General features: G+C 58.0%; 28 protein-coding genes. 25 read left to right on the plus strand and 3 right to left on the minus strand.

Annotated features, from left to right (window positions below):
- Nucleotides 1-4 precede the first annotated feature (4 nt).
- The 18 genes from AC2FD9_RS06810 to AC2FD9_RS06895 all read left to right on the plus strand — a co-directional run bounded on the left by AC2FD9_RS06810 (nt 5) and on the right by AC2FD9_RS06895 (nt 16652).
- Entirely contained in the window at nt 5-226 is a 222-nt protein-coding gene (locus AC2FD9_RS06810; protein WP_496836019.1) for a DUF5337 domain-containing protein, read from the plus strand.
- Between the two features lie 12 nt (nt 227-238).
- Entirely contained in the window at nt 239-1537 is a 1299-nt protein-coding gene (gene nuoF, locus AC2FD9_RS06815; protein WP_058274474.1) for an NADH-quinone oxidoreductase subunit NuoF, read from the plus strand.
- Between the two features lie 58 nt (nt 1538-1595).
- Nucleotides 1596-2012, plus strand: a complete 417-nt coding sequence (locus AC2FD9_RS06820) for an MAPEG family protein (RefSeq protein WP_496695823.1) — start codon at nt 1596-1598, stop codon at nt 2010-2012.
- Entirely contained in the window at nt 2012-2401 is a 390-nt protein-coding gene (locus AC2FD9_RS06825) for a hypothetical protein (RefSeq protein WP_496836020.1), read from the plus strand. The genes AC2FD9_RS06820 and AC2FD9_RS06825 overlap by 1 nt, the downstream gene beginning before the upstream one ends.
- Nucleotides 2398-2904, plus strand: a complete 507-nt coding sequence (locus AC2FD9_RS06830) for a DUF5333 domain-containing protein (protein WP_496836022.1) — start codon at nt 2398-2400, stop codon at nt 2902-2904. The genes AC2FD9_RS06825 and AC2FD9_RS06830 overlap by 4 nt, the downstream gene beginning before the upstream one ends.
- 3 nt (nt 2905-2907) lie before the next feature.
- Nucleotides 2908-4929 (plus strand): NADH-quinone oxidoreductase subunit NuoG, encoded by a 2022-nt coding sequence (gene nuoG, locus AC2FD9_RS06835; RefSeq protein ID WP_496836024.1) that lies wholly within the window; start codon nt 2908-2910, stop codon nt 4927-4929.
- Between the two features lie 68 nt (nt 4930-4997).
- Nucleotides 4998-5141, plus strand: coding sequence for a hypothetical protein (locus tag AC2FD9_RS06840; protein WP_496836026.1), 144 nt, complete (start codon nt 4998-5000; stop codon nt 5139-5141).
- Nucleotides 5134-6171, plus strand: a complete 1038-nt coding sequence (nuoH, locus tag AC2FD9_RS06845; RefSeq protein WP_058274400.1) for an NADH-quinone oxidoreductase subunit NuoH — start codon at nt 5134-5136, stop codon at nt 6169-6171. The genes AC2FD9_RS06840 and nuoH overlap by 8 nt, the downstream gene beginning before the upstream one ends.
- 1 nt (nt 6172) lies before the next feature.
- Nucleotides 6173-6667, plus strand: a complete 495-nt coding sequence (gene nuoI / locus AC2FD9_RS06850; protein WP_496695812.1) for an NADH-quinone oxidoreductase subunit NuoI — start codon at nt 6173-6175, stop codon at nt 6665-6667.
- Between the two features lie 244 nt (nt 6668-6911).
- Complete coding sequence (locus AC2FD9_RS06855) at nt 6912-7322, plus strand: carboxymuconolactone decarboxylase family protein (protein ID WP_496695810.1); 411 nt, start codon at nt 6912-6914, stop codon at nt 7320-7322.
- Nucleotides 7319-7921, plus strand: a complete 603-nt coding sequence (locus AC2FD9_RS06860; protein WP_282168776.1) for an NADH-quinone oxidoreductase subunit J — start codon at nt 7319-7321, stop codon at nt 7919-7921. The genes AC2FD9_RS06855 and AC2FD9_RS06860 overlap by 4 nt, the downstream gene beginning before the upstream one ends.
- A gap of 4 nt (nt 7922-7925) precedes the next feature.
- Nucleotides 7926-8231: an NADH-quinone oxidoreductase subunit NuoK gene (gene nuoK, locus AC2FD9_RS06865; RefSeq protein WP_005984024.1), complete on the plus strand. Its 306-nt coding sequence runs from the start codon at nt 7926-7928 to the stop codon at nt 8229-8231.
- Nucleotides 8232-8237: 6 nt separating this feature from the next.
- Nucleotides 8238-10391, plus strand: a complete 2154-nt coding sequence (gene nuoL, locus AC2FD9_RS06870) for an NADH-quinone oxidoreductase subunit L (protein ID WP_282168775.1) — start codon at nt 8238-8240, stop codon at nt 10389-10391.
- A complete protein-coding gene (locus AC2FD9_RS06875) occupies nt 10391-11935 on the plus strand; it encodes an NADH-quinone oxidoreductase subunit M (RefSeq protein ID WP_496836029.1) in 1545 nt (514 codons plus the stop codon). The genes nuoL and AC2FD9_RS06875 overlap by 1 nt, the downstream gene beginning before the upstream one ends.
- A 15-nt stretch (nt 11936-11950) precedes the next feature.
- A complete protein-coding gene (gene nuoN, locus AC2FD9_RS06880; RefSeq protein ID WP_496836031.1) occupies nt 11951-13393 on the plus strand; it encodes an NADH-quinone oxidoreductase subunit NuoN in 1443 nt (480 codons plus the stop codon).
- Between the two features lie 54 nt (nt 13394-13447).
- Complete coding sequence (locus AC2FD9_RS06885) at nt 13448-14197, plus strand: biotin--[acetyl-CoA-carboxylase] ligase (protein WP_282119193.1); 750 nt, start codon at nt 13448-13450, stop codon at nt 14195-14197.
- Between the two features lie 11 nt (nt 14198-14208).
- Nucleotides 14209-14988, plus strand: coding sequence for a type III pantothenate kinase (locus AC2FD9_RS06890; protein WP_058274409.1), 780 nt, complete (start codon nt 14209-14211; stop codon nt 14986-14988).
- Nucleotides 14985-16652: a ribonuclease J gene (locus tag AC2FD9_RS06895; protein ID WP_058274410.1), complete on the plus strand. Its 1668-nt coding sequence runs from the start codon at nt 14985-14987 to the stop codon at nt 16650-16652. Before AC2FD9_RS06890 ends, AC2FD9_RS06895 begins: the two co-directional genes overlap by 4 nt.
- Before the next feature lie 22 nt (nt 16653-16674).
- On the opposite strand, the gene AC2FD9_RS06900 is transcribed toward AC2FD9_RS06895, so the two are convergent.
- Both AC2FD9_RS06900 and AC2FD9_RS06905 read right to left on the minus strand, forming a co-directional pair.
- The gene (locus AC2FD9_RS06900) at nt 16675-17376 is read right to left on the minus strand and encodes an NUDIX hydrolase (protein ID WP_496836034.1); all 702 of its coding nucleotides are present in this window, start codon (nt 17374-17376) and stop codon (nt 16675-16677) included.
- A 25-nt stretch (nt 17377-17401) separates the two neighbouring features.
- Nucleotides 17402-17800 carry a DUF983 domain-containing protein gene (locus tag AC2FD9_RS06905; RefSeq protein ID WP_058279642.1) on the minus strand — a complete coding sequence of 133 codons (399 nt, stop codon included), beginning with the start codon at nt 17798-17800 and terminating at the stop codon, nt 17402-17404.
- A 190-nt stretch (nt 17801-17990) separates the two neighbouring features.
- Here AC2FD9_RS06905 and AC2FD9_RS06910 point away from each other — a divergent pair, with 190 nt between their 5' ends.
- Genes AC2FD9_RS06910 through AC2FD9_RS06925 form a run of 4 tightly spaced genes read left to right on the plus strand, consistent with a single transcriptional unit; the run spans nt 17991 to nt 19895 of the window.
- On the plus strand, nt 17991-18458 hold the full coding sequence (locus AC2FD9_RS06910) for an EF-hand domain-containing protein (RefSeq protein WP_496760793.1): 468 nt from the start codon (nt 17991-17993) through the stop codon (nt 18456-18458).
- Between the two features lie 6 nt (nt 18459-18464).
- The gene (locus AC2FD9_RS06915) at nt 18465-19079 is read left to right on the plus strand and encodes an RNA polymerase sigma factor (protein WP_496760792.1); all 615 of its coding nucleotides are present in this window, start codon (nt 18465-18467) and stop codon (nt 19077-19079) included.
- The gene (locus AC2FD9_RS06920; protein WP_496704544.1) at nt 19072-19425 is read left to right on the plus strand and encodes a hypothetical protein; all 354 of its coding nucleotides are present in this window, start codon (nt 19072-19074) and stop codon (nt 19423-19425) included. The genes AC2FD9_RS06915 and AC2FD9_RS06920 overlap by 8 nt, the downstream gene beginning before the upstream one ends.
- The gene (locus tag AC2FD9_RS06925) at nt 19422-19895 is read left to right on the plus strand and encodes a periplasmic heavy metal sensor (protein ID WP_496704542.1); all 474 of its coding nucleotides are present in this window, start codon (nt 19422-19424) and stop codon (nt 19893-19895) included. The genes AC2FD9_RS06920 and AC2FD9_RS06925 overlap by 4 nt, the downstream gene beginning before the upstream one ends.
- A gap of 5 nt (nt 19896-19900) precedes the next feature.
- Here AC2FD9_RS06925 and AC2FD9_RS06930 read toward each other — a convergent pair whose 3' ends face one another.
- The gene (locus AC2FD9_RS06930; RefSeq protein ID WP_496836036.1) at nt 19901-21289 is read right to left on the minus strand and encodes a diguanylate cyclase; all 1389 of its coding nucleotides are present in this window, start codon (nt 21287-21289) and stop codon (nt 19901-19903) included.
- 87 nt (nt 21290-21376) lie between these two features.
- Between AC2FD9_RS06930 and AC2FD9_RS06935 the strand changes: the two genes are divergently transcribed.
- The 3 genes from AC2FD9_RS06935 to AC2FD9_RS06945 all read left to right on the plus strand — a co-directional run bounded on the left by AC2FD9_RS06935 (nt 21377) and on the right by AC2FD9_RS06945 (nt 24056).
- On the plus strand, nt 21377-21658 hold the full coding sequence (locus tag AC2FD9_RS06935) for a DUF3572 domain-containing protein (protein WP_109310423.1): 282 nt from the start codon (nt 21377-21379) through the stop codon (nt 21656-21658).
- A 25-nt stretch (nt 21659-21683) separates the two neighbouring features.
- Nucleotides 21684-22376, plus strand: a complete 693-nt coding sequence (locus AC2FD9_RS06940) for an HAD family hydrolase (RefSeq protein WP_496768078.1) — start codon at nt 21684-21686, stop codon at nt 22374-22376.
- Nucleotides 22377-22496: 120 nt separating this feature from the next.
- The gene (locus tag AC2FD9_RS06945) at nt 22497-24056 is read left to right on the plus strand and encodes a trimethylamine methyltransferase family protein (RefSeq protein ID WP_282119200.1); all 1560 of its coding nucleotides are present in this window, start codon (nt 22497-22499) and stop codon (nt 24054-24056) included.
- The last annotated feature ends 63 nt before the right edge of the window (nt 24057-24119 follow it).

Raw genomic sequence — 24119 nt, forward strand, 5'->3', positions numbered from 1 at the left:
TGAGATGGACAAAGAAAAAGAACAGGCCGTGGCCCGCAAGGGCCGACATATCGGGGTGGTCATCGCGGTGACCATGCTGTTGTGGCTTGCCATTTCGTTGTTCATCGGCCCGGCACTGGGATTGCCCGGGCGCTATGCGCTGCTGTTTGATTTCGCCGCTTTGGCGGGTTTCATCTATGCGGGCGTGAACATTTTTCAACTCTGGCGCATGCGTCAGGACAGCTGAAGGTAAGACATGATGCTGAAGGATCAGGACAGGATCTTTACCAATATCTACGGGATGCATGAGCGTACGCTGAAAGGCGCGCAGACCCGCGGGCATTGGGACGGCACAGCTGGCCTGATTGGGAACGGGCGTGACTGGATCATCCAGACGATGAAGGACTCGGGCCTGCGCGGTCGCGGCGGTGCTGGTTTTCCCACCGGGTTGAAATGGTCGTTCATGCCCAAAGAAAGCGACGGTCGTCCGGCCTATCTGGTGGTGAACGCGGACGAATCCGAGCCCGGCACCTGCAAAGACCGTGAGATTATGCGCCACGATCCACATACGCTGATCGAAGGCTGCCTGATCGCGTCTTTCGCGATGAATGCGCATACCTGCTATATCTACCTGCGTGGTGAGTACATCCGCGAGCGCGAGGCGCTGCAAGCCGCGATTGATGAGGCCTATGATGCCGGATTGCTGGGCAAAAACGCCGCCGGTTCGGGTTGGGATTTCGACCTGTTTCTGCATCACGGGGCCGGGGCGTATATCTGCGGTGAGGAAACAGCCCTGATCGAAAGCCTTGAGGGCAAGAAGGGCATGCCGCGCATGAAACCTCCGTTCCCGGCGGGGGCGGGGCTTTACGGCTGCCCGACCACGGTGAACAACGTGGAATCCATCGCCGTTGTGCCGACCATTCTGCGCCGTGGTGCGGATTGGTTTGCTGGATTTGGCCGCCAGAACAATGCGGGCACCAAGCTGTTTGCGATCTCGGGCCACGTAAATAACCCCTGCGTGGTTGAAGAGGCGATGTCGATCCCGTTTGAGCAACTGATCGAAACCCATTGCGGCGGCATTCGTGGCGGTTGGGACAACCTGCTGGCCGTGATCCCCGGCGGTTCATCAGTTCCTTGTGTCCGCGGTGAAGACATGCGCGACGCCATCATGGATTTCGATCATTTGCGCAATGATCTGGGGTCCGGTCTGGGGACGGCGGCTGTAATCGTGATGGACAAGTCTACGGACATCATCAAAGCGATCTGGCGTTTGTCGAAGTTCTACAAACATGAAAGCTGTGGTCAGTGTACTCCTTGCCGCGAAGGCACCGGCTGGATGATGCGCGTGATGGACCGTCTGGTGCGGGGTGAGGCCGAACTGGAAGAGATCGACATGTTGTTTGACGTGACCAAGCAGGTCGAAGGCCACACGATCTGTGCTTTGGGCGATGCTGCCGCCTGGCCGATCCAGGGCCTGATCCGCAACTTCCGCGAAGAGATTGAAGACCGTATCAAGGCCCAGAAATCGGGCCGTATGGGCGCGATGGCGGCGGAGTGATCAAGTTGCGGGATATCCGATCAAACCCAAACCAAGTTGAGATCAGGGAGTGGAACTAATGGAATCTTTTGCTGAGTATTCACATGCAATCGCATCCCTCGTGGTCTTTACGTTGATCATTCTGGCGCTTGCGCCGTTTTCCGCGCTGGCCAAACAGGGCAAGGGCTTGGCCCCCGGGGCAACGCCGGAACAGGACTATTCCGACAAGGCGTATCGCCTGAACCGGGCTTATCTGAACGGGACCGAGACGCTGCCGGCCTATATCGCTGTCACGGTCGCGGCCATGTTGCTTGGGGTCAGCCCGTTCTGGGTGAACCTATTGGCATCGGTCGCTCTGATTGCGCGCATCGTCATGTTGGTTATTCACATGCGTGGTATTGGACAACCGCACAGCGGCGTTCGATCGGTATCCTACGTTATCGGATGGGCCTGCATGGTTGTGATGGGCTTCATGGCATTGGTGGCGGCGTTCTAATGGAAAAGAAAGGTACTTATCCGTTGACTGGATCAAAATTCAGGATGGGACGTGTGGTACTGACCGCCGCCTTGGGTGCTGCAGTTTTTGTCTCGGCCTGCGGCACGTCGTCCAGTGACCGAATCCTCTTTGATGGCAAAGCCTTCCGGGCCAAAGCGAAGGCCGTCGACAAAAGGAACGCTCCGACGGATTTTACGGTTGTGGTGAACGGCGTGTCCGCGTCTTTGGATGGCGCGCGCGAAGCGGGACGGCACGAAGGAACCAAATTCTGTATCGACGCCTTTGGAACTTCCAAAATCAACTGGATAGTCGGACCCGACACCGAACCGCAGAATTTGCGCATCACCGACAATAAATTGACCTTTGCAGGAACCTGCCAGCGACCATGAACCGGTTTTTCGCATATCAGAGCGTGACGCAGGGTGTGTTATTGAATAGCGCGCCAGTCCTGGATCGTTTTGGCCTGTCCAAGACGAAAGGATTTGTCATGTCTGGTGTGAAACTGCTTACTGTGCTGTCTGTTCTGGCTATCCCGGCCACGGCCGACGCCAAACCGCCCTTGCGCGAAGTCAAAGAGATTGACGACGAACTCTATTACATCGCTATCGCAAACGAGATTTCGGATTACTGCCCGTCGATCAGCGGGCGCAGGCTGAAGGCGATTGGCGTGATGTGGGGGCTCAAGTCCAAAGCGAACAGTCTGGGGTATTCGGACGGCGAAATCCGCGCCTACGTGGAATCGGATGCCGAAAAGGACCGGATGCGTGCCAATGGCGAGGCGTACCTGGCCGCGAACGGTGTGTCTTATGACAATCCCAAATCTTTCTGCACGTTGGGGCAGGCAGAGATCGAAAGAAACAGCGCCATCGGCGTTTATTTGAGGGCGAACTAGACCATGTCTGACCTCCGCAAAGTCAATATCGACGGGCAGGAAATCGAAGTCGATGGTGCGATGACCCTAATCCAGGCCTGTGAGCAGGCCGGAGTCGAGGTGCCGCGCTTTTGCTATCACGAGCGTCTGTCGATTGCCGGGAATTGCCGGATGTGTCTGGTCGAAGTTGTTGGCGGCCCGCCGAAACCTGCGGCGTCGTGTGCAATGCAGGTGCGCGATCTGCGCCCGGGACCGGAAGGTCAGCCGCCAGAGGTCAAGACGAACTCGCCCATGGTCAAGAAAGCGCGCGAAGGGGTGATGGAGTTCCTGCTTATCAACCACCCGCTGGACTGCCCGATCTGCGATCAGGGTGGGGAGTGTGACCTGCAGGATCAGGCGATGGCGTATGGTGTGTCGGGCTCGCGCTTTAAGGAAGCCAAGCGCGCCGTGGACGATCTGGATCTGGGGCCGCTGGTCGGTACCGCGATGACCCGCTGCATCAGCTGCACCCGCTGCGTGCGGTTCACGACCGAGGTCGCCGGGATCACGCAGATGGGCCAGACCGGGCGTGGCGAAGATGCCGAGATCACGTCCTATCTGAACGAGACGCTGAATTCGAACTTGCAGGGCAATATCATCGACCTTTGCCCGGTTGGGGCGCTGACTTCCAAGCCTTACGCCTTTACCGCCCGCCCGTGGGAGTTGACCAAGACTGAATCCATAGACGTCATGGATGCGCTGGGGTCCAATATCCGTGTGGACACCAAGGGGCGTGAGGTTATGCGCTTTCTGCCGCGCAACCATGACGGTGTGAACGAAGAATGGATCAGCGATAAGACCCGGTTCATCTGGGATGGCCTGCGTCGTCAGCGTCTGGACAAACCTTACGTGCGCGAAAACGGCAAGCTACGCCCGGCCTCGTGGCCCGAGGCGCTGACCAAAGTTGCCGAGGCGCTGAAAGGGGCGGAAAAGCCGGCGGGTATCGTTGGTGATCTCGCTCCGGTCGAGGCCGCGTTCGCGCTGAAGCAATTGATCGAAGGGCAGGGCGGTGTTGTTGAATGCCGAACCGATGGGGCCAAGCTGCCTGCGGGAAATCGCGGTGCCTATGCCGGGACGGCCGCGATTGAGGATATCGACACAGCCGAGCGCATTCTGCTGATCGGAACGAACCCGCGCGACGAAGCTCCGGTTTTGAACGCGCGTATCCGCAAGGCCTGGGCACATGGGACCGAGGTGGCCTTGGTTGGGCCAGCGGCCGATCTGACCTACGCGTATCACCATATGGGCGACGACCGCGCGGCGTTGCAAAAGGTTGTCGATATGGGCGGCGATGTTGAGATCAAGGGCAAAGCCTCGCTGGTCATCGTCGGGCAGGGTGCGCTGCTTGAAGCTGACGGCGCAGCTGTGCTGGCCGCCGCGCAAACGATTGCAGCCAATACCGAAAGTGGATTGCTGATCCTGCACAGCGCTGCGTCTCGCGTGGGGGCGATGGATGTGGATGCCACCAACGAAGGCGGAATGGATGCGGTTAGTGCGGCTGACGTGATCTACAACCTCGGCGCAGATGAGGTTGAAATCGGCGAAGGGGCCTTTGTGATCTATCAGGGCAGCCATGGTGATCGTGGCGCGCACCGTGCCGATGTGATCCTTCCTGGTGCCGCGTATACCGAGGAAAACGGGTTGTTCGTGAACACAGAAGGCCGCCCGCAAATGGCGATGCGTGCCGGGTTCGCCCCGGGTGAGGCGAAAGAGAATTGGGCCATCTTGCGGGCTTTGTCGGCACAGCTGGGCGCTACGTTGCCTTTCGACTCGCTGGCGCAACTGCGCACAGCGTTGATCGAAGCTGTCCCGCATCTGGCCCAGATCGACCACGTGATCGAGAATGAGGTCCAGCCGTTGGATGCCGGTCCTTTGGGTCAGGCAACGTTCCGCAATGTGATCAAGGATTTCTATCTGACCAACCCGATTGCACGGGCGTCGCAGTTGATGGCCGAGCTTTCTGCTCAGGCGCAGTCTCGGAATACCGGGAAGATTGCGGCAGAATGAACCAGACCCGTTTCATATCGCTTTCAGAAGCCAACATCGCTTGCGGTGCGGGCACCAGGGAACTGCGCATGAAACGCAATGAAAAAGGTAGCGCGATGGCTGTGGATGCTGTTTACACCTATGCGCCGACCCAACCGCAAGATGCGCAGGCACTTGGCCTGACCATCACCCGCGAAAAATTGAATACCCACGGTGTGAGGACCAATGGCTGATTTCTTTAACACCCCAGGCGGAATAGCCATCATCATTCTGGCGCAAGTGCTTGCAGTTGTTGCCTTCGTGATGATTTCGCTGTTGTTCCTTGTTTACGGCGACCGCAAGATCTGGGCCGCCGTCCAAATGCGCCGTGGCCCCAACGTGGTCGGCGTCTATGGACTGCTGCAATCGGTGGCTGACGCCCTGAAATACGTGGTAAAAGAGGTGGTCATACCCGCCGGGGCCGACCGCACTGTGTTCATCCTCGCTCCGCTGACCTCATTCGTATTGGCGATGATCGCCTGGGCCGTGATCCCGTTCAATGATGGCTGGGTGTTGTCGGATATCAATGTCGCAATCCTGTATGTCTTTGCCGTATCCTCACTGGAAGTTTATGGCGTGATTATGGGCGGTTGGGCCTCGAACTCAAAGTACCCTTTCCTTGGATCATTGCGCTCTGCGGCTCAGATGATTTCTTATGAAGTTTCCATCGGTCTGATCATTATCGGCGTAATCATCTCAACCGGTTCGATGAATTTCGGCCACATTGTCGAGGCGCAGGACGGTCGGTTCGGGTTCTTCAGCTGGTACTGGCTGCCGCATTTCCCGATGGTTTTCCTGTTCTTCATCTCGGCGCTGGCGGAAACCAACCGGCCTCCGTTTGACCTGCCCGAGGCGGAGTCGGAATTGGTCGCCGGTTATCAGGTCGAATACTCGGCCACGCCCTTCCTGCTGTTCATGGCCGGCGAGTATATCGCGATCTTCCTGATGTGCGCGCTGACCACGCTGCTGTTCTTCGGCGGCTGGCTGTCACCGATCCCGGGCCTGCCGGATGGCGTGCTGTGGATGGTCGCCAAGATGGCGTTCTTCTTCTTCCTCTTTGCGATGGTCAAGGCGATCACCCCTCGCTACCGCTATGACCAGCTGATGCGTCTGGGCTGGAAAGTATTTCTGCCGTTCTCGCTGGCCTGGGTGGTCTTCGTGGCCTTCGCGGCAAAATTCGATTGGTTCTGGGGCGCGTTTGCGCGTTGGAGCGTAGGAGGCTGATATGGCAAACATAGACTACACCCGCGCTGCCAAATACTTTCTGCTTCAGGACTTCTGGGTCGGCATGAAGCTGGGGCTGAAGTATTTCTTCGGCCCGAAAGCCACCATCAACTACCCGCACGAAAAGGGCCCTCTGTCCCCGCGTTTCCGCGGTGAGCACGCCTTGCGCCGTTATCCCAACGGCGAAGAACGCTGCATTGCCTGCAAGCTGTGCGAGGCGATCTGCCCGGCGCAGGCGATCACCATCGACGCCGAACCACGCGAAGACGGCAGCCGCCGCACCACGCGATATGACATCGACATGACCAAGTGTATCTATTGCGGCTTCTGTCAGGAGGCCTGCCCGGTCGATGCCATTGTCGAAGGTCCGAATTTCGAATTCGCCACCGAAACCCGCGAAGAGCTGTTTTACGACAAGGAAAAACTGCTGGATAACGGCGAACGCTGGGAAGCCGAGATCGCCCGCAATCTGGAAATGGACGCGCCGTACCGATGATGAATGTGCTCTTGTCCAGGCGAAAATTCTATCTTGCAATAATTGCGGGATTTTCGCTGTTCTCTGGTCTTAATTGGTACATGGGTTTCGATAGGCCCTTCGATGCGTTCGTTGGTGGGATTCTCCTTTGCACTTTGTACTTTGCCGCTGATCTAGTGCTTTCGAAATTCAAAAAGCCGGGATTGGACGTCCTTTTATATATTCTCGTCTTTGCGACGTGGACAGCATACTGGTTGCGCCCCCAATGACTGATAATCCTACAAATCCGTTCGACCTAATGATGAAGCAGGCTCAGGACATGGCCAAGGCGATGAACCCGGCGATGGAGAATTTCTCGCCCAAAGGGTTCGAAGCGCTGTGGCCGACCATGCCCAAAGAGGTCATGGAGATGATGTTCGGCAACACCGTCAACAAGGACGGGTTGGATGCCAAGACGCGCCTGCTTCTGACGCTGGCCGGGCTGACCTGTCAGGGCGCGCAGGCGGATGCGGCCGTAAGGCAGACCGTGCGCCATGCACTGGAGGCGGGCGCAAAGAAACAAGAGATCGTGGAAACGATCGGTCAGATGTCGGTCTTTGCCGGCATCCCGGCTATGACCCGCGCGTTGGAACTGGCGCAAGAGGTCATGGGCGACAACGAGGATGAGGATCAATGACCGTCTTTGCCTTCTACCTGTTTGCAATCAGCGCCATCACCGGCGGGCTGTTCACGGTGATCAGCCGTCAGCCGGTGCACTCGGTGCTATGGCTGATCCTGTCGTTCCTGTCAGCGGCGGGGCTGTTCGTGCTGCTGGGGGCCGAGTTCGTGGCGATGCTGCTGATCATCGTCTATGTCGGCGCGGTCGCGGTGCTGTTCCTGTTTGTGGTGATGATGCTGGATGTTGACTTTGCCGAGCTCAAGGCCGAGATGGCGCGCTATATGCCGCTGGCCCTGCTGATTGGTCTGATCATCCTGATGCAGTTCGTCATGGCCTTCGGGGCTTGGGACAGCGCGCAGGGTGCAGCGGCCAACTTAGCGCAACCGGTCCCGGCGGACCGTCACAACACCGAGGCCCTAGGTGTTATCCTTTATGATCAATACTTCCTTCTGTTCCAACTGGCGGGCCTGATCCTGCTGGTGGCCATGATCGGCGCCATCGTTCTGACGCTGCGCCACCGCAAGGACATCAAGCGTCAGGACATCGTCGGCCAGATGATGCGCGACCCGGCCAAGGCGATGGAGTTGAAGGACGTAAAACCGGGGCAGGGGCTTTAAGACGATGATCGGACTTGAACACTATCTTACAGTCGCGGCGACGCTGTTCGTCATCGGCATCTTCGGTCTCTTCCTGAACCGCAAGAACGTCATCATCCTGCTGATGAGCATCGAACTGATGCTGCTGGCGGTGAATATCAACCTTGTGGCGTTCTCAAGCTTCCTCGGCGATCTGGTCGGGCAGGTGTTTACGCTGTTCGTGCTGACCGTGGCGGCGGCCGAGGCGGCGATCGGGCTGGCCATTCTGGTCTGCTTCTTCCGCAACCGTGGCACCATCGCGGTTGAAGACGTCAATATGATGAAGGGGTAAGAGAACATGGAAACCACCATCCTCTTTGCCCCGTTGGTGGGCGCGCTGATCTGCGGGTTCGGCTGGAAGTTCATTGGCGAGAAAGCCGCCATGTGGACCGCCACTGGCCTGCTGTTCCTGGCTTGTCTGCTGTCCTGGATCGTGTTCTTCTCGTTCGACGGTGTGACCCAGCAGATCGAGATCATGCGCTGGATCGAAAGCGGTTCGCTGTCGACAAGCTGGGCCGTTCGACTGGATCGTCTGACCGCGATCATGCTGATCGTGGTGACGACGGTTTCGGCGCTCGTGCACCTCTATTCCTTCGGCTACATGGATCACGATCCACAGTGGCGCGAGGGCGAGAGCTATAAGCCGCGTTTCTTTGCCTATCTGTCGTTCTTCACCTTCGCCATGCTGATGCTGGTGACAGCGGACAATCTGGTTCAGATGTTCTTTGGCTGGGAAGGTGTGGGTGTAGCCTCGTACCTGCTGATTGGGTTCTATTATCGCAAGCCCACGGCCAATGCGGCAGCGATGAAAGCGTTCATCGTGAACCGGGTTGGCGACTTTGGCTTTGCTCTGGGCATTTTCGCGTTGTTCTTCCTGACGGACAGCATCAATTTCTTGGACATTTTTGCCTCGGCCCCTGCGCTGGCCGAAGAAAAGCTACACTTCCTGTGGGGCGAGTGGACCGCCATCGAAGTGATTTGCGTTCTGCTGTTCATCGGCGCGATGGGGAAATCGGCACAGCTGATCCTGCACACCTGGTTGCCGGACGCGATGGAAGGCCCGACGCCTGTGTCGGCGTTGATCCACGCCGCAACCATGGTGACCGCGGGTGTGTTCCTGATCTGCCGGATGTCGCCATTGATGGAATTTGCGCCTGGTGCCACCGGGTTCATCACCTTCCTTGGGGCCTCGACCGCGTTTTTTGCTGCAACCGTTGGTCTGGTTCAGACCGACATCAAGCGCGTCATTGCCTATTCAACCTGTTCTCAGTTGGGCTACATGTTCGTGGCCGCGGGTGTTGGCATGTATTCGGCAGCGATGTTCCACTTGCTGACGCACGCCTTCTTCAAGGCGCTGTTGTTCCTTGGCGCAGGTTCGGTGATCCACGCGATGCATCACGAGCAGGAGATGACCGAATACGGTGGCCTGCGGAAGAAAATCCCCTATACATTCTGGGCGATGATGATCGGCACCCTGGCGATTACAGGCGTCGGCATCCCGCTGACCCAAATTGGGTTCGCCGGGTTCCTGTCCAAAGATGCCATCATCGAAAGCGCTTTTGCCGGCGGCACCGGATATGCCTTCTGGATGCTGGTGATCGCGGCGGCGTTCACGTCATTCTACAGCTGGCGTCTGATTTTCCTGACCTTTTATGGCGAAGAGCGTGGCGACAAGCATACGCATGAGCACGCGCATGAAAGCCCGATGACCATGCTGGTGCCGTTGGGTGTTCTGTCCTTGGGTGCGGTGTTTGCCGGGATGATCTGGTATGGCAACTTCTTTGGTCACACAGACAAGGTCGGCAAGTTCTACGGAATACCGGTGGCTGAGGCGTCCGAGCATGCTGAGACCGGTGATCACGGTACTGCTGATGCGACCCATGGTGACGATACGCATTCGGATGAGGCGCACGCGGATGAAAGCCATGGTGATGACGCCGGACACGAAGAAAAAGCGGCGCACGGCGACGACCACCATTACGTCTTCGCGGGTGAGCCGGGCGAGGGCGCGATTTACATCGCGCCGGACAACCATGTTCTGGACGATGCGCATGCTGCCCCCAAGTGGGTCAAGGTTTCGCCTTTTGTCGCCATGGCTTTGGGCTTTATCGTGGCCTTCTGGTTCTACATCGTGAACACGTCGCTGCCGGCGCGTTTGGCGCAGAACCAGCGTCCTCTGTACCTGTTCCTGCTGAACAAGTGGTACTTTGACGAAATCTATGACGCGGTCTTCGTCAAGCCCACCATCGCCCTTGGCCGGTTCCTGTGGAAACGGGGTGACGGCAACACCATTGACGGTTTCCTCAACGGGGTGGCCATGGGTGTTGTACCCTTCTTTACCCGCCTCGCTGGCAAGGCGCAGACGGGCTACATCTTTACTTACGCCTTCTGGATGGTTCTGGGTATCGCTGCCCTTGTCACCTGGATATCGATCGGCGGAGGCGCACACTAATGGATAATATCCTCTCCATCGTCACCTTCATCCCCGCTGTGGCAGCAGGCATTCTGGCCCTGTTCCTGCATGGCGAGGACGTGGCGGCTCAGCGCAATGCCAAATGGGTCGCACTGGTGGCAACCACGGTGACGTTCCTGGTCTCGATCGGCATTTACACTGGTTTTGATCCGTCCAACACCGGCTTCCAGATGGTGGAAGAAGGCGAATGGCTGCTGGGTCTGAAATACAAGATGGGCGTGGACGGTATCAGCGTTCTGTTTGTCTTGTTGACCACCTTCATCATGCCCCTGACCATTCTGGCCAGCTGGCACATCACGGACCGCGTCAAAGAATACATGATCGCCTTCCTACTGCTGGAAACGCTTATGCTGGGCGTGTTCATGGCGCTGGATCTGGTGCTGTTTTACCTGTTCTTCGAGGCAGGGCTGATCCCGATGTTCCTGATCATCGGCATCTGGGGCGGCGCGAACCGGGTTTATGCCAGCTTCAAGTTCTTCCTCTATACCTTCCTTGGATCAGTGCTGATGCTGGTGGCGATGGTCGCGATGTATGCGGACGCGGGCGCTACGGATATCGAAGCACTGATGAGCCACCACTTCTCGTCCGAAGGGTTCAGCGTGCTTGGTATCTATATTGTCGGCGGCATGCAGACACTGATGTTCTTGGCATTCTTCGCCTCTTTTGCCGTGAAGATGCCGATGTGGCCAGTACACACCTGGCTGCCGGATGCGCACGTTCAGGCGCCGACCGCCGGGTCGGTCGTTCTTGCGGCGATCCTGTTGAAGATGGGCGGCTATGGCTTCTTGCGGTTCAGCCTGCCGATGTTCCCCGTGGGCTCGGCAGTAATGACCGATGTAGTGTTGTGGATGTCGGCGATTGCTGTCGTCTACACCTCGCTTGTGGCGCTGGTGCAGGAAGACATGAAAAAGCTGATCGCGTATTCTTCGGTCGCGCATATGGGCTTTGTGACTATGGGCATCTTTGCTGCGAACCAGCAGGGCATTGACGGCGCGATCTTCCAGATGCTTAGCCACGGGTTCATCTCGGCTGCGCTCTTCCTGTGTGTTGGCGTGATCTATGACCGGATGCATACTCGCGACATCGAGGCTTACGGTGGTCTGGTCATTCGCATGCCAGCCTATGCGCTGGTCTTCATGTTGTTCACCATGGCCAATGTAGGTCTGCCGGGCACCAGTGGATTCATCGGAGAATTCCTGACACTGATGGGAACCTTCCAGGTCAACACATGGGTGACAGCTGTTGCGGCTTCTGGTGTGATCTTCTCGGCAGCATATGCGCTATGGCTGTATCGCCGAGTGGTCTTTGGCGATTTGATCAAGGAAAGCCTCAAGGCGATGACGGATATGAGCTCGCGCGAGCGGCTGATCTTTGCGCCGCTGATCGTGATGACCCTCTTGCTGGGCGTCTACCCGTCGCTTGTGACCGATGTAATCGGCAACTCGACCGCCGCGCTGATTTCGAACTATGACATGGCTCTGGCCGCGGCTGAGGCCGCGACCCAGTCAGCCGCATCGCATTAAGGGGGCTTTGGAGACATGATCCAGGCTGATCTGACGATAATCCTGCCAGAGATTGTTCTGGCCGTATATGCGATGGCGGCGCTGTTGGCGGCTGTCTACACGACGAAAGACGGGCTGGCACCTTTGCTGGTCTGGACAACCGCTGGGTTGATGGCGCTGCTGGCGATTTGGATCGCGACCAACGGCGATGGTACCAATGTCGCGTTCAATGGCATGTTTGTCGATGACGGGTTCGCAAGGTTCTCGAAGGTGGCGATCCTGCTATCAGCGGCTGCCATTCTGGTGATGAGCCAGGAATATATGGTGCGTCGGGATCTGCTGCGATTCGAATTCCCTCTATTGGTTGCGCTGGCCGCTGTCGGCATGATGATGATGGTCAGTGCTGGCGATCTGATGTCGCTGTACATGGGGCTGGAGCTGCAGTCACTGTCGCTGTACGTCGTGGCCGCGCTGCGCCGGGATAGTGCCAAATCGACCGAGGCCGGTTTGAAGTACTTCGTGCTTGGTGCGCTCAGCTCGGGCCTGCTGCTGTACGGTGCCTCGCTGGTTTATGGGTTCACAGGCACCACACTGTTCTCGGGTATCATCCAGACGGTTCAGGATGGTGAGATTTCGGTTGGCCTGCTGTTTGGTCTGGTGTTCCTGATCTCAGGTCTAGCGTTCAAAGTGTCCGCTGTGCCGTTCCACATGTGGACACCGGACGTGTATGAAGGCTCGCCCACGCCAATCACCGCTTTCTTTGCCACAGCGCCGAAAGTGGCGGCCATGGCCCTGTTCGCACGCGTAATGCACGACGCTTTTGGTGGTGTGATCAAGGATTGGCAGCAGGTGATCGTCTTGCTCTCGGTCCTGTCGATGCTGTTGGGTGCGGTCGCGGCGATTGGCCAGCGTGACATCAAGCGGCTGATGGCGTTTTCGTCGATTGCCCATATGGGCTATGCGCTGATCGGACTGGCTGCGGGAACCGAGTTGGGCATCAAGGCTATGCTGATGTATCTGGCCATCTATGTGACGATGAATATCGGCACTTTCGCTTTCATCCTGATGATGGAGAGAGACGGCAAACCGGTCACGGACATCGACGCCCTACGCCAATATTCCAAACGCGAACCGGGCAAGGCGCTGGCGGTGCTGATCCTGATGTTCAGCCTGGCGGGTGTCCCACCAATGCTGGGCTTTTTCGCCAAATTCGGTGTCTGGCAGGCTGGCGTAAGCGCGGGCCTGACCGGGCTGGTGATCGCCTCAGCCATCGCCTCGGTCATCGGCGCGTTTTATTATCTGCGGATCGTGTTCTACATGTATTTCGGAGCTGAAAACGACGACCCGATCGAAACGCATTCTTCGCCGGTTCTGTGGGTTGCTCTAATGGGCTCGGCTGCGTTGATGCTGGTGGGTGTGTTCTATCAGTTCGGTATTGAAGGCGCGGCGGCAGCTGCGGCGGCCACTCTTGTCAATTGATCAGCGTAACACAGCAAACTTGGGGGCTCGGTCAGCAGACCGGGCCTTTTTGACATGACAGACTGGCCACAGGGATACGGCCTGCACGTGCTGCAAGAGGTCGACAGCACATTGAACGAGGCCACCCGCATGGCCCCGACCACGACCGGTCCGGTGTGGATCATGGCGCATCACCAAACGGCGGCGCGTGGGCGACGGGGTCGGGCATGGGCAAATCCCAAGGGAAATCTTGCCGCGACCCTTTTGATGCGGCCACAGGGAAATCCGGAACAGGCCGCACTACGCAGCTTTGTGGCTGCGCTGGCGCTGTTTGACGCCTGCGTTGCGGTGACCGGTCGGGCGACAGGCTTGTCCCTCAAATGGCCCAACGACGTACTGCTTAATGGCGGCAAACTGGCGGGTATCCTGTTGGAAAGCACAGGGCAGGGGCGCGGCGTTTCGCACCTGTCCATCGGCATCGGCGTGAACCTGTCAGAGGCACCCGGAGCAGATCAGGTAGAACCCGGCGCCGTCCGACCGGTTTCCCTATTATCGGAAGCCGGAGCCAACGTAACGCCCGAGGATTTTCTGACCGAACTGGCTGTCGCCTATGCCAGATACGAGAACCAATTCGTGACTTACGGGTTCGAACCGATCCGGACCGCGTGGTTGGCCCGGGCTGCCAAGTTGGGTGAGGTCATCACCGCCCGTACCGCAGCGTCGGAAACGGTTGGAACCTTTGAAACGGTGGACGCAGCGGGCAATCTTGTCCTAAACACCGCCAAAGGCCGCGTCAGCATTCCGGCGGCGGATGTGTTTTTCTGAAGGAGGCCCAGATGCTTCTGGCTATTGATTGCGGCAACACGAACACTGTGTTCTCGATCTGGGACGGTGAAAGGTTTCTGTGCACCCTGCGCACATCGACCCACCATGCGCGCACGGCGGATGCCTATTTCACGTGGTATTCGACGCTGGTGAAACATTATGGGATCGAGGCTGAAATCACTGATGTGATCATCGCCTCGACCGTGCCGCGCGTTGTGTTCAACCTGCGGGTCTTTGCGGATCGGTTCTTTGGGTGTCGGCCGCTTGTCGTGGGCAAACCCGATTGCCTGTTGCCGATGAATCCGCGTGTTGACGAGGGTACAGTGCCCGGCCCGGATCGTCTGGCCAACGCGGTGGCTGCGTTTGACCGGCATGGCGGCAACGTGGTTGTTGTGGATTTTGGCACGGCGACGAACTTTGATGTGGTTGCGGCGGATGGGGCCTATGTCGGCGGGATCATTGCGCCGGGCGTAAATCTCAGCCTCGAGGCGTTGCACCAGGGCGCGGCTGCCCTGCCGCATATCGATATCACCCGCCCTGAAAATGTGATTGGCACGAATACGGTTGGCTGTATCCAATCCGGCGTGTATTGGGGCTATTCCGGATTGATCGAGGGGCTGATTTCCCGGATCAAGGCGGAATATGGAATGCCGATGAAAGTCGTTGGAACCGGTGGGCTCGCGCCGCTGTTCGATCAGGCGGACGTGGGGTTTGACGCAATCGAAGATGATCTGACGATGCACGGGCTTACCGTGATACATCGCTATAACAAGGACAATGGCTCGACATGAGCAGCGAAAGATTGATCTACCTACCGCTGGGCGGTGCCGGCGAAATTGGCATGAACGCCTATGTCTACGGCTATGGCAAACCCGGTCAGGAACGGCTGATCCTTGTGGATCTGGGCGTGACATTTCCGGACATGGACACCACCCCGGGCGTTGACCTGATCCATGCCGACATTTCTTGGCTGCGCGAACGTGCCGACCGGCTGGAAGCCGTGTTCGTTACCCACGCACACGAGGACCACGTGGGCGCTGTGGCGCATTGCTATGAGGCGCTGGGTGCGCCTGTCTACGCACGGGCCTTCACCGCCAACATCGCGCGCCGCAAGATGGAAGAGCACGGACACCCCGAGGATGCCGTACATACTGCATCGGCCTGGCCCGAACAGATTTCAGTTGGTCCGTTTAAGGTGGGTTTCCTGCCGGTCTCGCATTCGATCCCCGAAAGCGCTGCCCTGGTGATCGACACGCCAGAGGGGCGGATCGTACATACCGGCGACTTCAAGCTGGATGAAAATCCGATCGTGGGTGAACCTTTTGACCCCAATCTCTGGGCTGAGGTTGCCAAGTCTGGCGTCAAAGCGCTGGTGTGTGACAGTACGAACGTGTTTTCCCCCCATGCAGGTCGTTCGGAATCCGAGGTCGGCCCCGAGATCACCAGGCTGGTTGAGGAAGCCAGCGGCATGGTTGTTGCCACCACATTTGCGTCGAATGTCGCACGTGTGAAAACACTGGCCGAGGCGGGTGAACGGGCGGGGCGCTCGGTCGTTCTGCTGGGTCGCGCGATGCGCCGGATGATCGAAGCCGCGACCGAAACGGGCATTCTGACCAGCTTTCCACGCGTCGTCAGCGCCGAAGAGGCTGTGGACATGCCGCGCCAGAACCTGATGCTGATCGTCACCGGCAGCCAGGGAGAACGCCGCGCGGCCAGCGCACAACTTGCGCGGGGCAAATACCGCGGGTTGGAACTGAAAGAAGGCGATCTGTTTCTCTTCTCGTCCAAAACCATCCCAGGCAACGAGCGTGGCGTGATTTTCATCATGAACCAGCTCAGTGAAAAGGGCGTGGATGTGGTCGATGACAGTGCGGGCCTGTACCATGTGTCTGGTCACGCCAACCGTCCGGATCTTGAGAAAGTACACGGGCTGGTCGATCCGCAGATGATCATTCCGATGCACGGTGAACATCGTCACCTGCGCGAGCATGCCAAACTGGCCGAAGCTGGTGGGCGTACCGGTATTCTGGCCGTAAACGGAACCATGCTGGATTTGACAGGGAATGCGCCGCGAGTTGTCGACTATGTCGAAACCGGTCGGACCTACCTGGACGGCACGGTCAAAGTTGGCGCCCTGGATGGGGTGGTGCGTGACCGGATTCGTATGGCGCTGAACGGGCACGTCACTGTCACGGTCATTCTGGACGAAGAGGACGAACCACTGGGCGAGCCGTGGTGCGATACGATGGGTCTGTCCGAGATTGGATCGTCCCGGGCTGCATTGGTTGAAGTTCTAGAAGAAGACCTGAATCAGTTCCTGATGCGGGCCGATGCCAAGACCCTGCGCGATGATGACAAACTGGAAGAGGCAATACGCCGGATCGTTCGCCAAACAGCAAAGACCGAGATTGGGAAAAAGCCCGAAGTCACCACGGTAATCAGCCGCATGAAATAACGTGTCTGAGGGCCACCGGCCCTCAGTCTGCTTCTGGCATGGGATAACCGCGAAGTTTGAGGAAAAGGCTTTCCTCCTCACTGTTCAGAAAGAACGGAACAGTTTCAGGTGGCGTTGGGTCTGTCACCCGAGCGGCGATTTCGGCCAGCACGACTTCTGTAATGAACGGCAGGTCGAATTCGCGCGCCCGGTCCAGCGGCACCCATTGCAGATGTGACAGCTCGTCCGAGGCGTGGCTGAAATCATCCAGATCGCCCTGTATTGCGGCGGCGTCTACCAGGAAAAAGCGTGCATCGAACCGGCGGGGTCGCCCAGGCGGGGTGACGGCACGAAAAACGAACTGAAGTGCTTGTGCCGATGGGCGGTATCCTATCTGCGCAAATGTCGCCCAATCTTCGGTCCGCGGGCCCGCCCAATCACCTGGTTGGCCCAAAATCAGTCCGGTTTCTTCCCAAAGCTCTCGGATCGCCGCCGCCGCCAAGGCATTTTGCAGCCCGGCTTGTGACCGCTCCGCAAGGCGATCACAGCACACAGCGGGCAGATCTGTTGACAGTGCAACATCTGCATCAGACGCATCGACAGCGCCGCCTGGAAAGACAAATTTGTTCGGCATGAACGCGGCTTTTGCACCGCGTTGCCCCATCAGGATGGATGGATTGGTCAGACGATCCCGCAAAACGATGACTGTCGCCGCGTCGCGTATGGCTGTTTTGTCCACCGTCATCCGTTGCTCAACTTGCGGTCCAAGATCACGCGGACTGGCCAAAGCCGTGCATGCGACGAGCCCATTGATAGGCGACAACTGCCCCTTTCAATCGTGGCAGCAGGAATAGTGACAGGGCAGTACAGCCAATTGCCAAAACCAGGAACATCGTCAGGGGCTCAGGGCGCCAATGGACATAAGATAAGTGCAGCGCCGGTGCCAGCAGGTGACCCACCAGAAGAATAGTCAGATAGGCCGGCCCATCATCGGCGCGATGGTGAAACAGCTCTTGCCCGCAATTCGAACATTCGTTGTTAACCTTGAGGTAGCTGTGCAGCAGTTTGCCCTCGCCGCAATTTGGGCAACGGCAACGGAACCCTTTGACCAGTGCTGGCTTTGTCGGGCGGTCTTCTACATCGTGGGTTTCGATCGTCTGATCTGTCATGTTGATACTCGCGCGTTCCAATGATGAGGATATAACGCTTGTTTGCAGCTTCGGGAAAGGGGGTGCGTCGCTTTGCATCGCTAAGACGTTTCTAAAAAAGTTTCACTTCCTGCGACGGAATGGGATGCCTGCCCCGTTTGAACCTATGTAAGCAGCGGCAATGGCGCCGCGAAAACAAGGGAAAAACGTTATGAAAAGCGCCAAATTCATTCCGGCAATCATTGTGTCAGCACTGGCAATCACTGGCACATCCGTTTTCGCCGCAGGGGGTAAAGATCGCGAACCTGTGACCTTTCAACAGCTCGATGCGAACGGTGACGGGCAGGTGACCAAGGAAGAAATGCAGGCTCATCGGAATCAGCGTTTCACCAATGCCGACACCGATGGCGACGGCCAGCTGAGCGTCGAAGAGATGCAGGCAGCAGGTCAAAAGAAGGCCAACGACCGTGTTACGAAGATGTTTGAACGCAACGATGCCAACAAGGACGGTTTTCTGAGCGAGGACGAGTTGCCCAAGCCGCGCCGTGCTGACAAGATGTTTGACCGGATCGACGCGAACGAGGACGGCGCTATCACGGAAGAAGAATTTGCCGATGCAAAAGACAGAATGGGAAAGCGCCACAAGAAACATGGGAAAGCGGACTCTGACGACAGCTGATGCGGGATGGAGGACCTGACCTCTGCTCCACAATACGTTCGCGGCGTGGATTACGCCGCGGACGAATTGGGCGACGATGTGTTGCTCAGGCAGTTTGCCGATGGCGATGCTGCGGCGGCGCGCGTTCTCACCGATCGGCTTGCGCCGCGCAGCTTATCAGTGGCCCTTCGGTTTCTGGGCAATCGCGCCGAGGCTGAAGATGTGACACAAGATGCGATGATGCGCCTGTGGCAGATGGCACCCGATTGGGTGCCCGGTCAGGCCAAAGTATCGACATGGCTCTATCGCGTGACGCTAAATCTGTGTGTTGATCTGCGCCGCAAAAAGACGCCGGACCTACTGGCGGATGTGCCAGAGCCAGCAGATGAAAAGGCCAGTGCGGCCGATCGTCTGCAGGACGCAGCCCGAAAGGATGCCCTGCAAATGGCACTATCACAACTGCCGGAGCGTCAACGACAAGCTGTTGTTTTGCGGCATATTGAGGAATTGCCCAACCCTGAAATCGCTGGGATCATGGGTATTTCGGTGGAAGCGGTGGAAAGCCTTACGGCACGAGGAAAACGGTCGTTAGCGGCGATTCTGGCCGGGCGACGTGATGAACTGGGGTACGACGATGACTGACGACAAAGACAATCTGGATCTGTTGTTCGCCCAAGCCCGGCAGGATCGGCAAGACTTGCCGGATGATCTGGCTGTGCGCATTCTCACCGACGCGGAATCTGTTCGGCTGGGTCGCCTGAAGCCAGATGAGCCAAAGACAAACTCTCTGTGGGCGCGCCTGCTGGCCGGGTTTGGCGGCTGGCAGGGAATGGGCGGTTTGGTTGCCGCCAGTATGGCGGGCGTCTGGATCGGCTTTTCAGCACCGGCGTTTTTGCCTGATCCCGCCAATTACATTTACGCGCAGGATGTTAGTTTCGTGGTCGCTGACCTAAGTCTGGATACGAGTTTTCTGGAGGACGCCGAATGAGCGATAGCCCCAAACCCAAAAACCGCTGGATGTCGGTTCTACTGGTCATCTCGCTGGCCCTGAACCTGCTGATCGTCGGCGTTGCCCTGGGGACCGCACTGCGAGTCAAAGGTGGGGATCATGCAAAATCTCCGCCAGGCTTTGGTTCGGCGCTGTATCGTGCGCTGCCAAAGGAAGAGCGTAAAGCCATGCGGGGCGAGCTGTTCGACCGACACAAAAAGGGGACACACAACCGATCCCAGGATTTTGCCCAACTCAGCACTGCTTTGCGGGCAAGCCCCTTTGACGCTGCGGCGGTTCAAGCCCTGCTAGACCAGCAAGCGCAGTCTATGGCGGACCTGCAGAATGCCCTGCAGCAAGAGTGGTTGGCTCGGGTAGAAGCCATGAGCGATGAAGAGCGTCTGGTCTATGCCGACCGGCTGGAAGAGGTCGTTAAACGCGGCCCGCGTGGCCACAAGAAAAAGGACTGAGGGTTTCAGGCAGCGCTCTGTCTGATCCTTACTTGATTGCGACCAGCCTTCTTGGCTGCATAAAGCGCAGTATCGGCGGATTTCAGCAACCGCTCCACCGGGTCACCAGGGGGCAGGGGCGGGATCGGTGCCGTCAGGCCGATGCTGATGGTGACTGGCACGGGGGCTGTGGTATCGGGCAGAGAAAATGGTGTCTTGCTGATACAGTCGCGCAAGGTTTTAGCCAGATCCATCGCCCCAGCCTGAGAGCTGTCAGGCAGACCTATCATAAACTCCTCTCCCCCGATGCGCGCGACAAAACCCGTCGCGCCAACCGTGCGCTTCATGCGCTTTGCGGCCTCGGTCAAAACCTGGTCGCCGCTGACATGCCCAAAACGGTCGTTGATGGTTTTGAAATGATCCAGGTCTGCCAACATGACAACGAAACCGTGACCGGTTTGCGATGGTTGTCGTGCCAACTTATCCATAGCTTGCATAGCATAGCGACGGTTGTGCAACCCAGTCAGGGGGTCGACCCACGACTCGGCCAGCCCGCGCTTTAATGAGGCGCGCATTTGGTCCATTCGGGCCTTTCGCGTGATCTGGTTATCCAGATGTAGTTGCACCTCTTCGACGTAGAACCCCCCCATACACACGGCGTCAGCGCCACGATCCAGCGCCTCGCTCGCCATTGTCGCATTTTCATCGGCCAAGACGGCGATCAATACGGTATGCCGAGTTGCCCCGCGTGACTTCAGGTCCGCCAACGTATTCAGGCCCGCGGCCGTCGTATCTATTTCGATTAGGATCGCGTCTGGCACTGGCCCTGACAGCAAAGCACGCATGTTCGAAGCTGCATGTGTGCTTAGGCTGTGATGCGATTTCTCGGACAACGCGGATTTCCACAATGTCCCGATCCGGGCGCTTTGGGTCAGTATGGCCACATGGGCCGATTTCGACGGCGTAATCAGCACGGTCGCGGGTTCTGCAAATCCGACTGGATGTGATCCGCCGCCCAGCTGAAGCTCTTGCGTATCTGCGCGCGCGCGCAGCAGACTGCGAATTCGCGCCAGAAGCAGGGTGTCCTTGAACGGGGCTGCCAACACGTCGTCCAACCCATCTGACAATGCCTGTAACCTTGCCGCCTTGTCGTTCTGCGGCGCGATTGCAACGACCGGTACATCGGCCAGTTCCGGATTCGCCATCACCAGTCTTTTGACGTCCGCAGCTGAGCCATCGGGCAGCGTTTGTGCCACCAGCACCAGATCGGGGCGCGTACGACTTAGCAACCCGGCCAGCCCCTGCAGCTTTTCAGCCTGAACCACGTGATACCACGCCGCCGTCAGCTGAACTTTTAGCATAATGCGATTGGTCGAAGTCCCGTCGAGGACAAGAATGGTTCCCTGCACGGACATATCTATCACCGTTGATTGCATGCGTTGCCAAAGTGTTTATGAGTCTGGTTAACAAACCCTTTCCAAGTGCATACCCGAGGCCTCTTTATGCCGATCACCGCCCAATCCGCCGAAACGCTTGCCCTGAACGTCCTCGGCTGGCTGGTCGGGAATGACGAATTGCTGCCGATCTTTTTGGGCTCGACGGGTGCATCCACCGAGGATCTGCGGGTTCGCGCATCAGAGCCGGAGTTCCTGAATTCGGTTCTTGAATTCTTGATGCTTGACGATTCGTGGGTGATCGCCTTTTGTGACGCCAATTCCGTGCCCTATGACCTGCCGGGTCAGGCGCGGGCTGTTTTGTCCGGTGGCGACGTTCACTGGACCTGATTTAATTCTCTGACAGGAGCATGTAATGCCCATCGATGCGATCTTGTTCGACAAGGACGGCACACTGTTTGACTTTGCGGACACATGGGGTGGTTTCGGGCGCAGCGTGTTGGAAAAGCTGTCAGATGGCGACCAAAAGCGGGCTGCCGAACTGGGCCAGGCCATAGGGTTTGATCCGGTTTCGGAAGAATATGCTGACGACAGCATCGTGATTGCGGGGACCGTCGAAGAGATCGCCGAAGCCCTTGCACCCTATTTCCCGGATATGCCCAGCGATGAGCTGATCGACATTCTGAACACGGAATCGGCTACGGCGACACAGGCTCCGGCTGTTCCACTGGTTCCCTTCCTCGATGCTTTGCGGCAGGCGGGCCTAAAACTGGGTGTAGCCACGAATGACGGGGAAATGCCTGCGTTGCAACATCTCGCCTCAGTCGGGATTCGCGACCACTTCGATTTTGTTGCTGGCTACGACAGCGGCCATGGGTTCAAACCCGGACCCGGGCAATTGATTGCCTTTGCGACCCATGTTGGCGTCGACCCGTCGCGCGTGGCGATGGTGGGGGACAGCCTGCATGACCTGCAGGCCGGGCGAGCTGCCGGAATGACCACAATCGGTGTGCTGACGGGGTTGGCGCCGGCCGAAGCGCTCGCGCCGATGGCGGATGTCGTGCTGCCGGACATCGGTCACATTCCCGCCTGGCTGGCAGAAAACTGATCCAGCTTCGGCTGAATTCGACTGTCCAAGTAATAAAACCGACAAACCTTGTCGCAGACAGAGCGGCCACTGGGCCGACTTCAGGGCTTGCTTGAAGAAAGCAAGTTCCGGAGGGATCCAATGGCTGACACACAGACTCGCAAACGGCGCGGAGGGGGACGGGCAGGTGCGGCGGCACGCAGGGGCAGCGCGGTGATCGACCAAATGCCGTGGAACCCGCCGATCAATACCGACAAACCCACCGAACCGCTGGACCAGGCTGGAATCGAAGCGATCCACGAGGGGGCCATGCGCATCCTCGAAGAGATCGGGATCGAGTTCTACAACGAAGAAGCCCTCGGCATCCTGAAAGAGGCGGGCTGTACGATCAATGGCGACAACGTTCGCATGGGTCGTGACTTTGTGATGGAGATGGTGGCCAAAGCGCCATCAAAGTTCACGATCACGCCGCGAAACCCTGACAAGACGATTGAAGTTGGTGGCAAAACCCTGTTGTTCGGGAACGTGTCTTCTCCTCCGAACTACTGGGATCTTGAGATTGGTACCAAGGTGGCCGGAAATCGCGAGATGTGCCGGAATTTGCTGAAGCTGACGCAGTACTTCAACTGCATTCACTTTGCGGGGGGCTATCCGGTCGAGCCGGTCGATATCCACGCCAGCGTCCGACATCTGGACGTGCTCTATGACAAGCTGACGCTGACCGACAAGGCGATGCATGCCTATTCGCTGGGTAAGGAACGCGTTGAGGACGTGATGGAGATGGTGCGGATCGCTGGAGGTCACAGCCATGAAGAGTTCGAAGCGACCCCGCGGATGTATACCAACATCAACTCGACCTCACCGTTGAAACACGACCATCCGATGATTGACGGCTGCCTGCGTCTTGCGCGGCGCGGGCAAGCAATTGTCGTGACACCGTTCACATTGGCCGGTGCGATGGCGCCCGTTACGATGGCCGGTGCGGTTGCGCAATCCTTGGCCGAGGCGTTGTGCGCAATTGCGCTGTTCCAATATGTCCGGCCGGGAATTCCCTGTGTTATCGGGACGTTCACGTCCAACGTTGACATGAAATCCGGCGCGCCTGCGTTTGGAACGCCCGAATATATGCGCTCAACCCAGATGACCGGCCAAATGGCAAGATATTATGGTTTGCCGATGCGGTCTTCGGGCGTGTGTGCGGCGAACGTACCCGATGGGCAAGCTGTGTGGGAGACGTCGAACTCGCTCTGGGCTGCTGTGCAGTCGGGCACCAACATGGTGTATCATGCGGCTGGATGGCTTGAGGGCGGGCTGATTGCGAGCCCCGAAAAATTCATTATGGATTGTGAAATTCTGCAGCAAATCCAGCGATACATGCAGCCCGAGATCACAGCAACAGGCCCAGATGAAATCGCGCTGGATGCTATCAAGTCTGTTGGGAACGATGGCCATTTCTTTGGTATTCAGCACACCCAGGACCGCTACACGACCGCGTTCTATCAGCCGTTCCTGAGCGATTGGAAAAACTATGAAGGTTGGGACGTGGCTGGCGGCATCTGGACCGCTGAGCGCGCCCACCACATGTTCAAGGAAATCGTAACCAGCTTTGAGCCCCCGCCGATAGATGACGGGATTCGCGAGGAGTTGGAGGACTTTGTTGCCCGCCGAAAGGCCGAGGGTGGCGCGCCGACGGATTTCTAATGTAACAACAGTGACTTCCAGATTGAGACTCTGTCGGATTGCCATCACCGCAACGTGTTTTTT

It is taken from the genome of Ruegeria sp. YTSC230 (assembly GCF_059609665.1).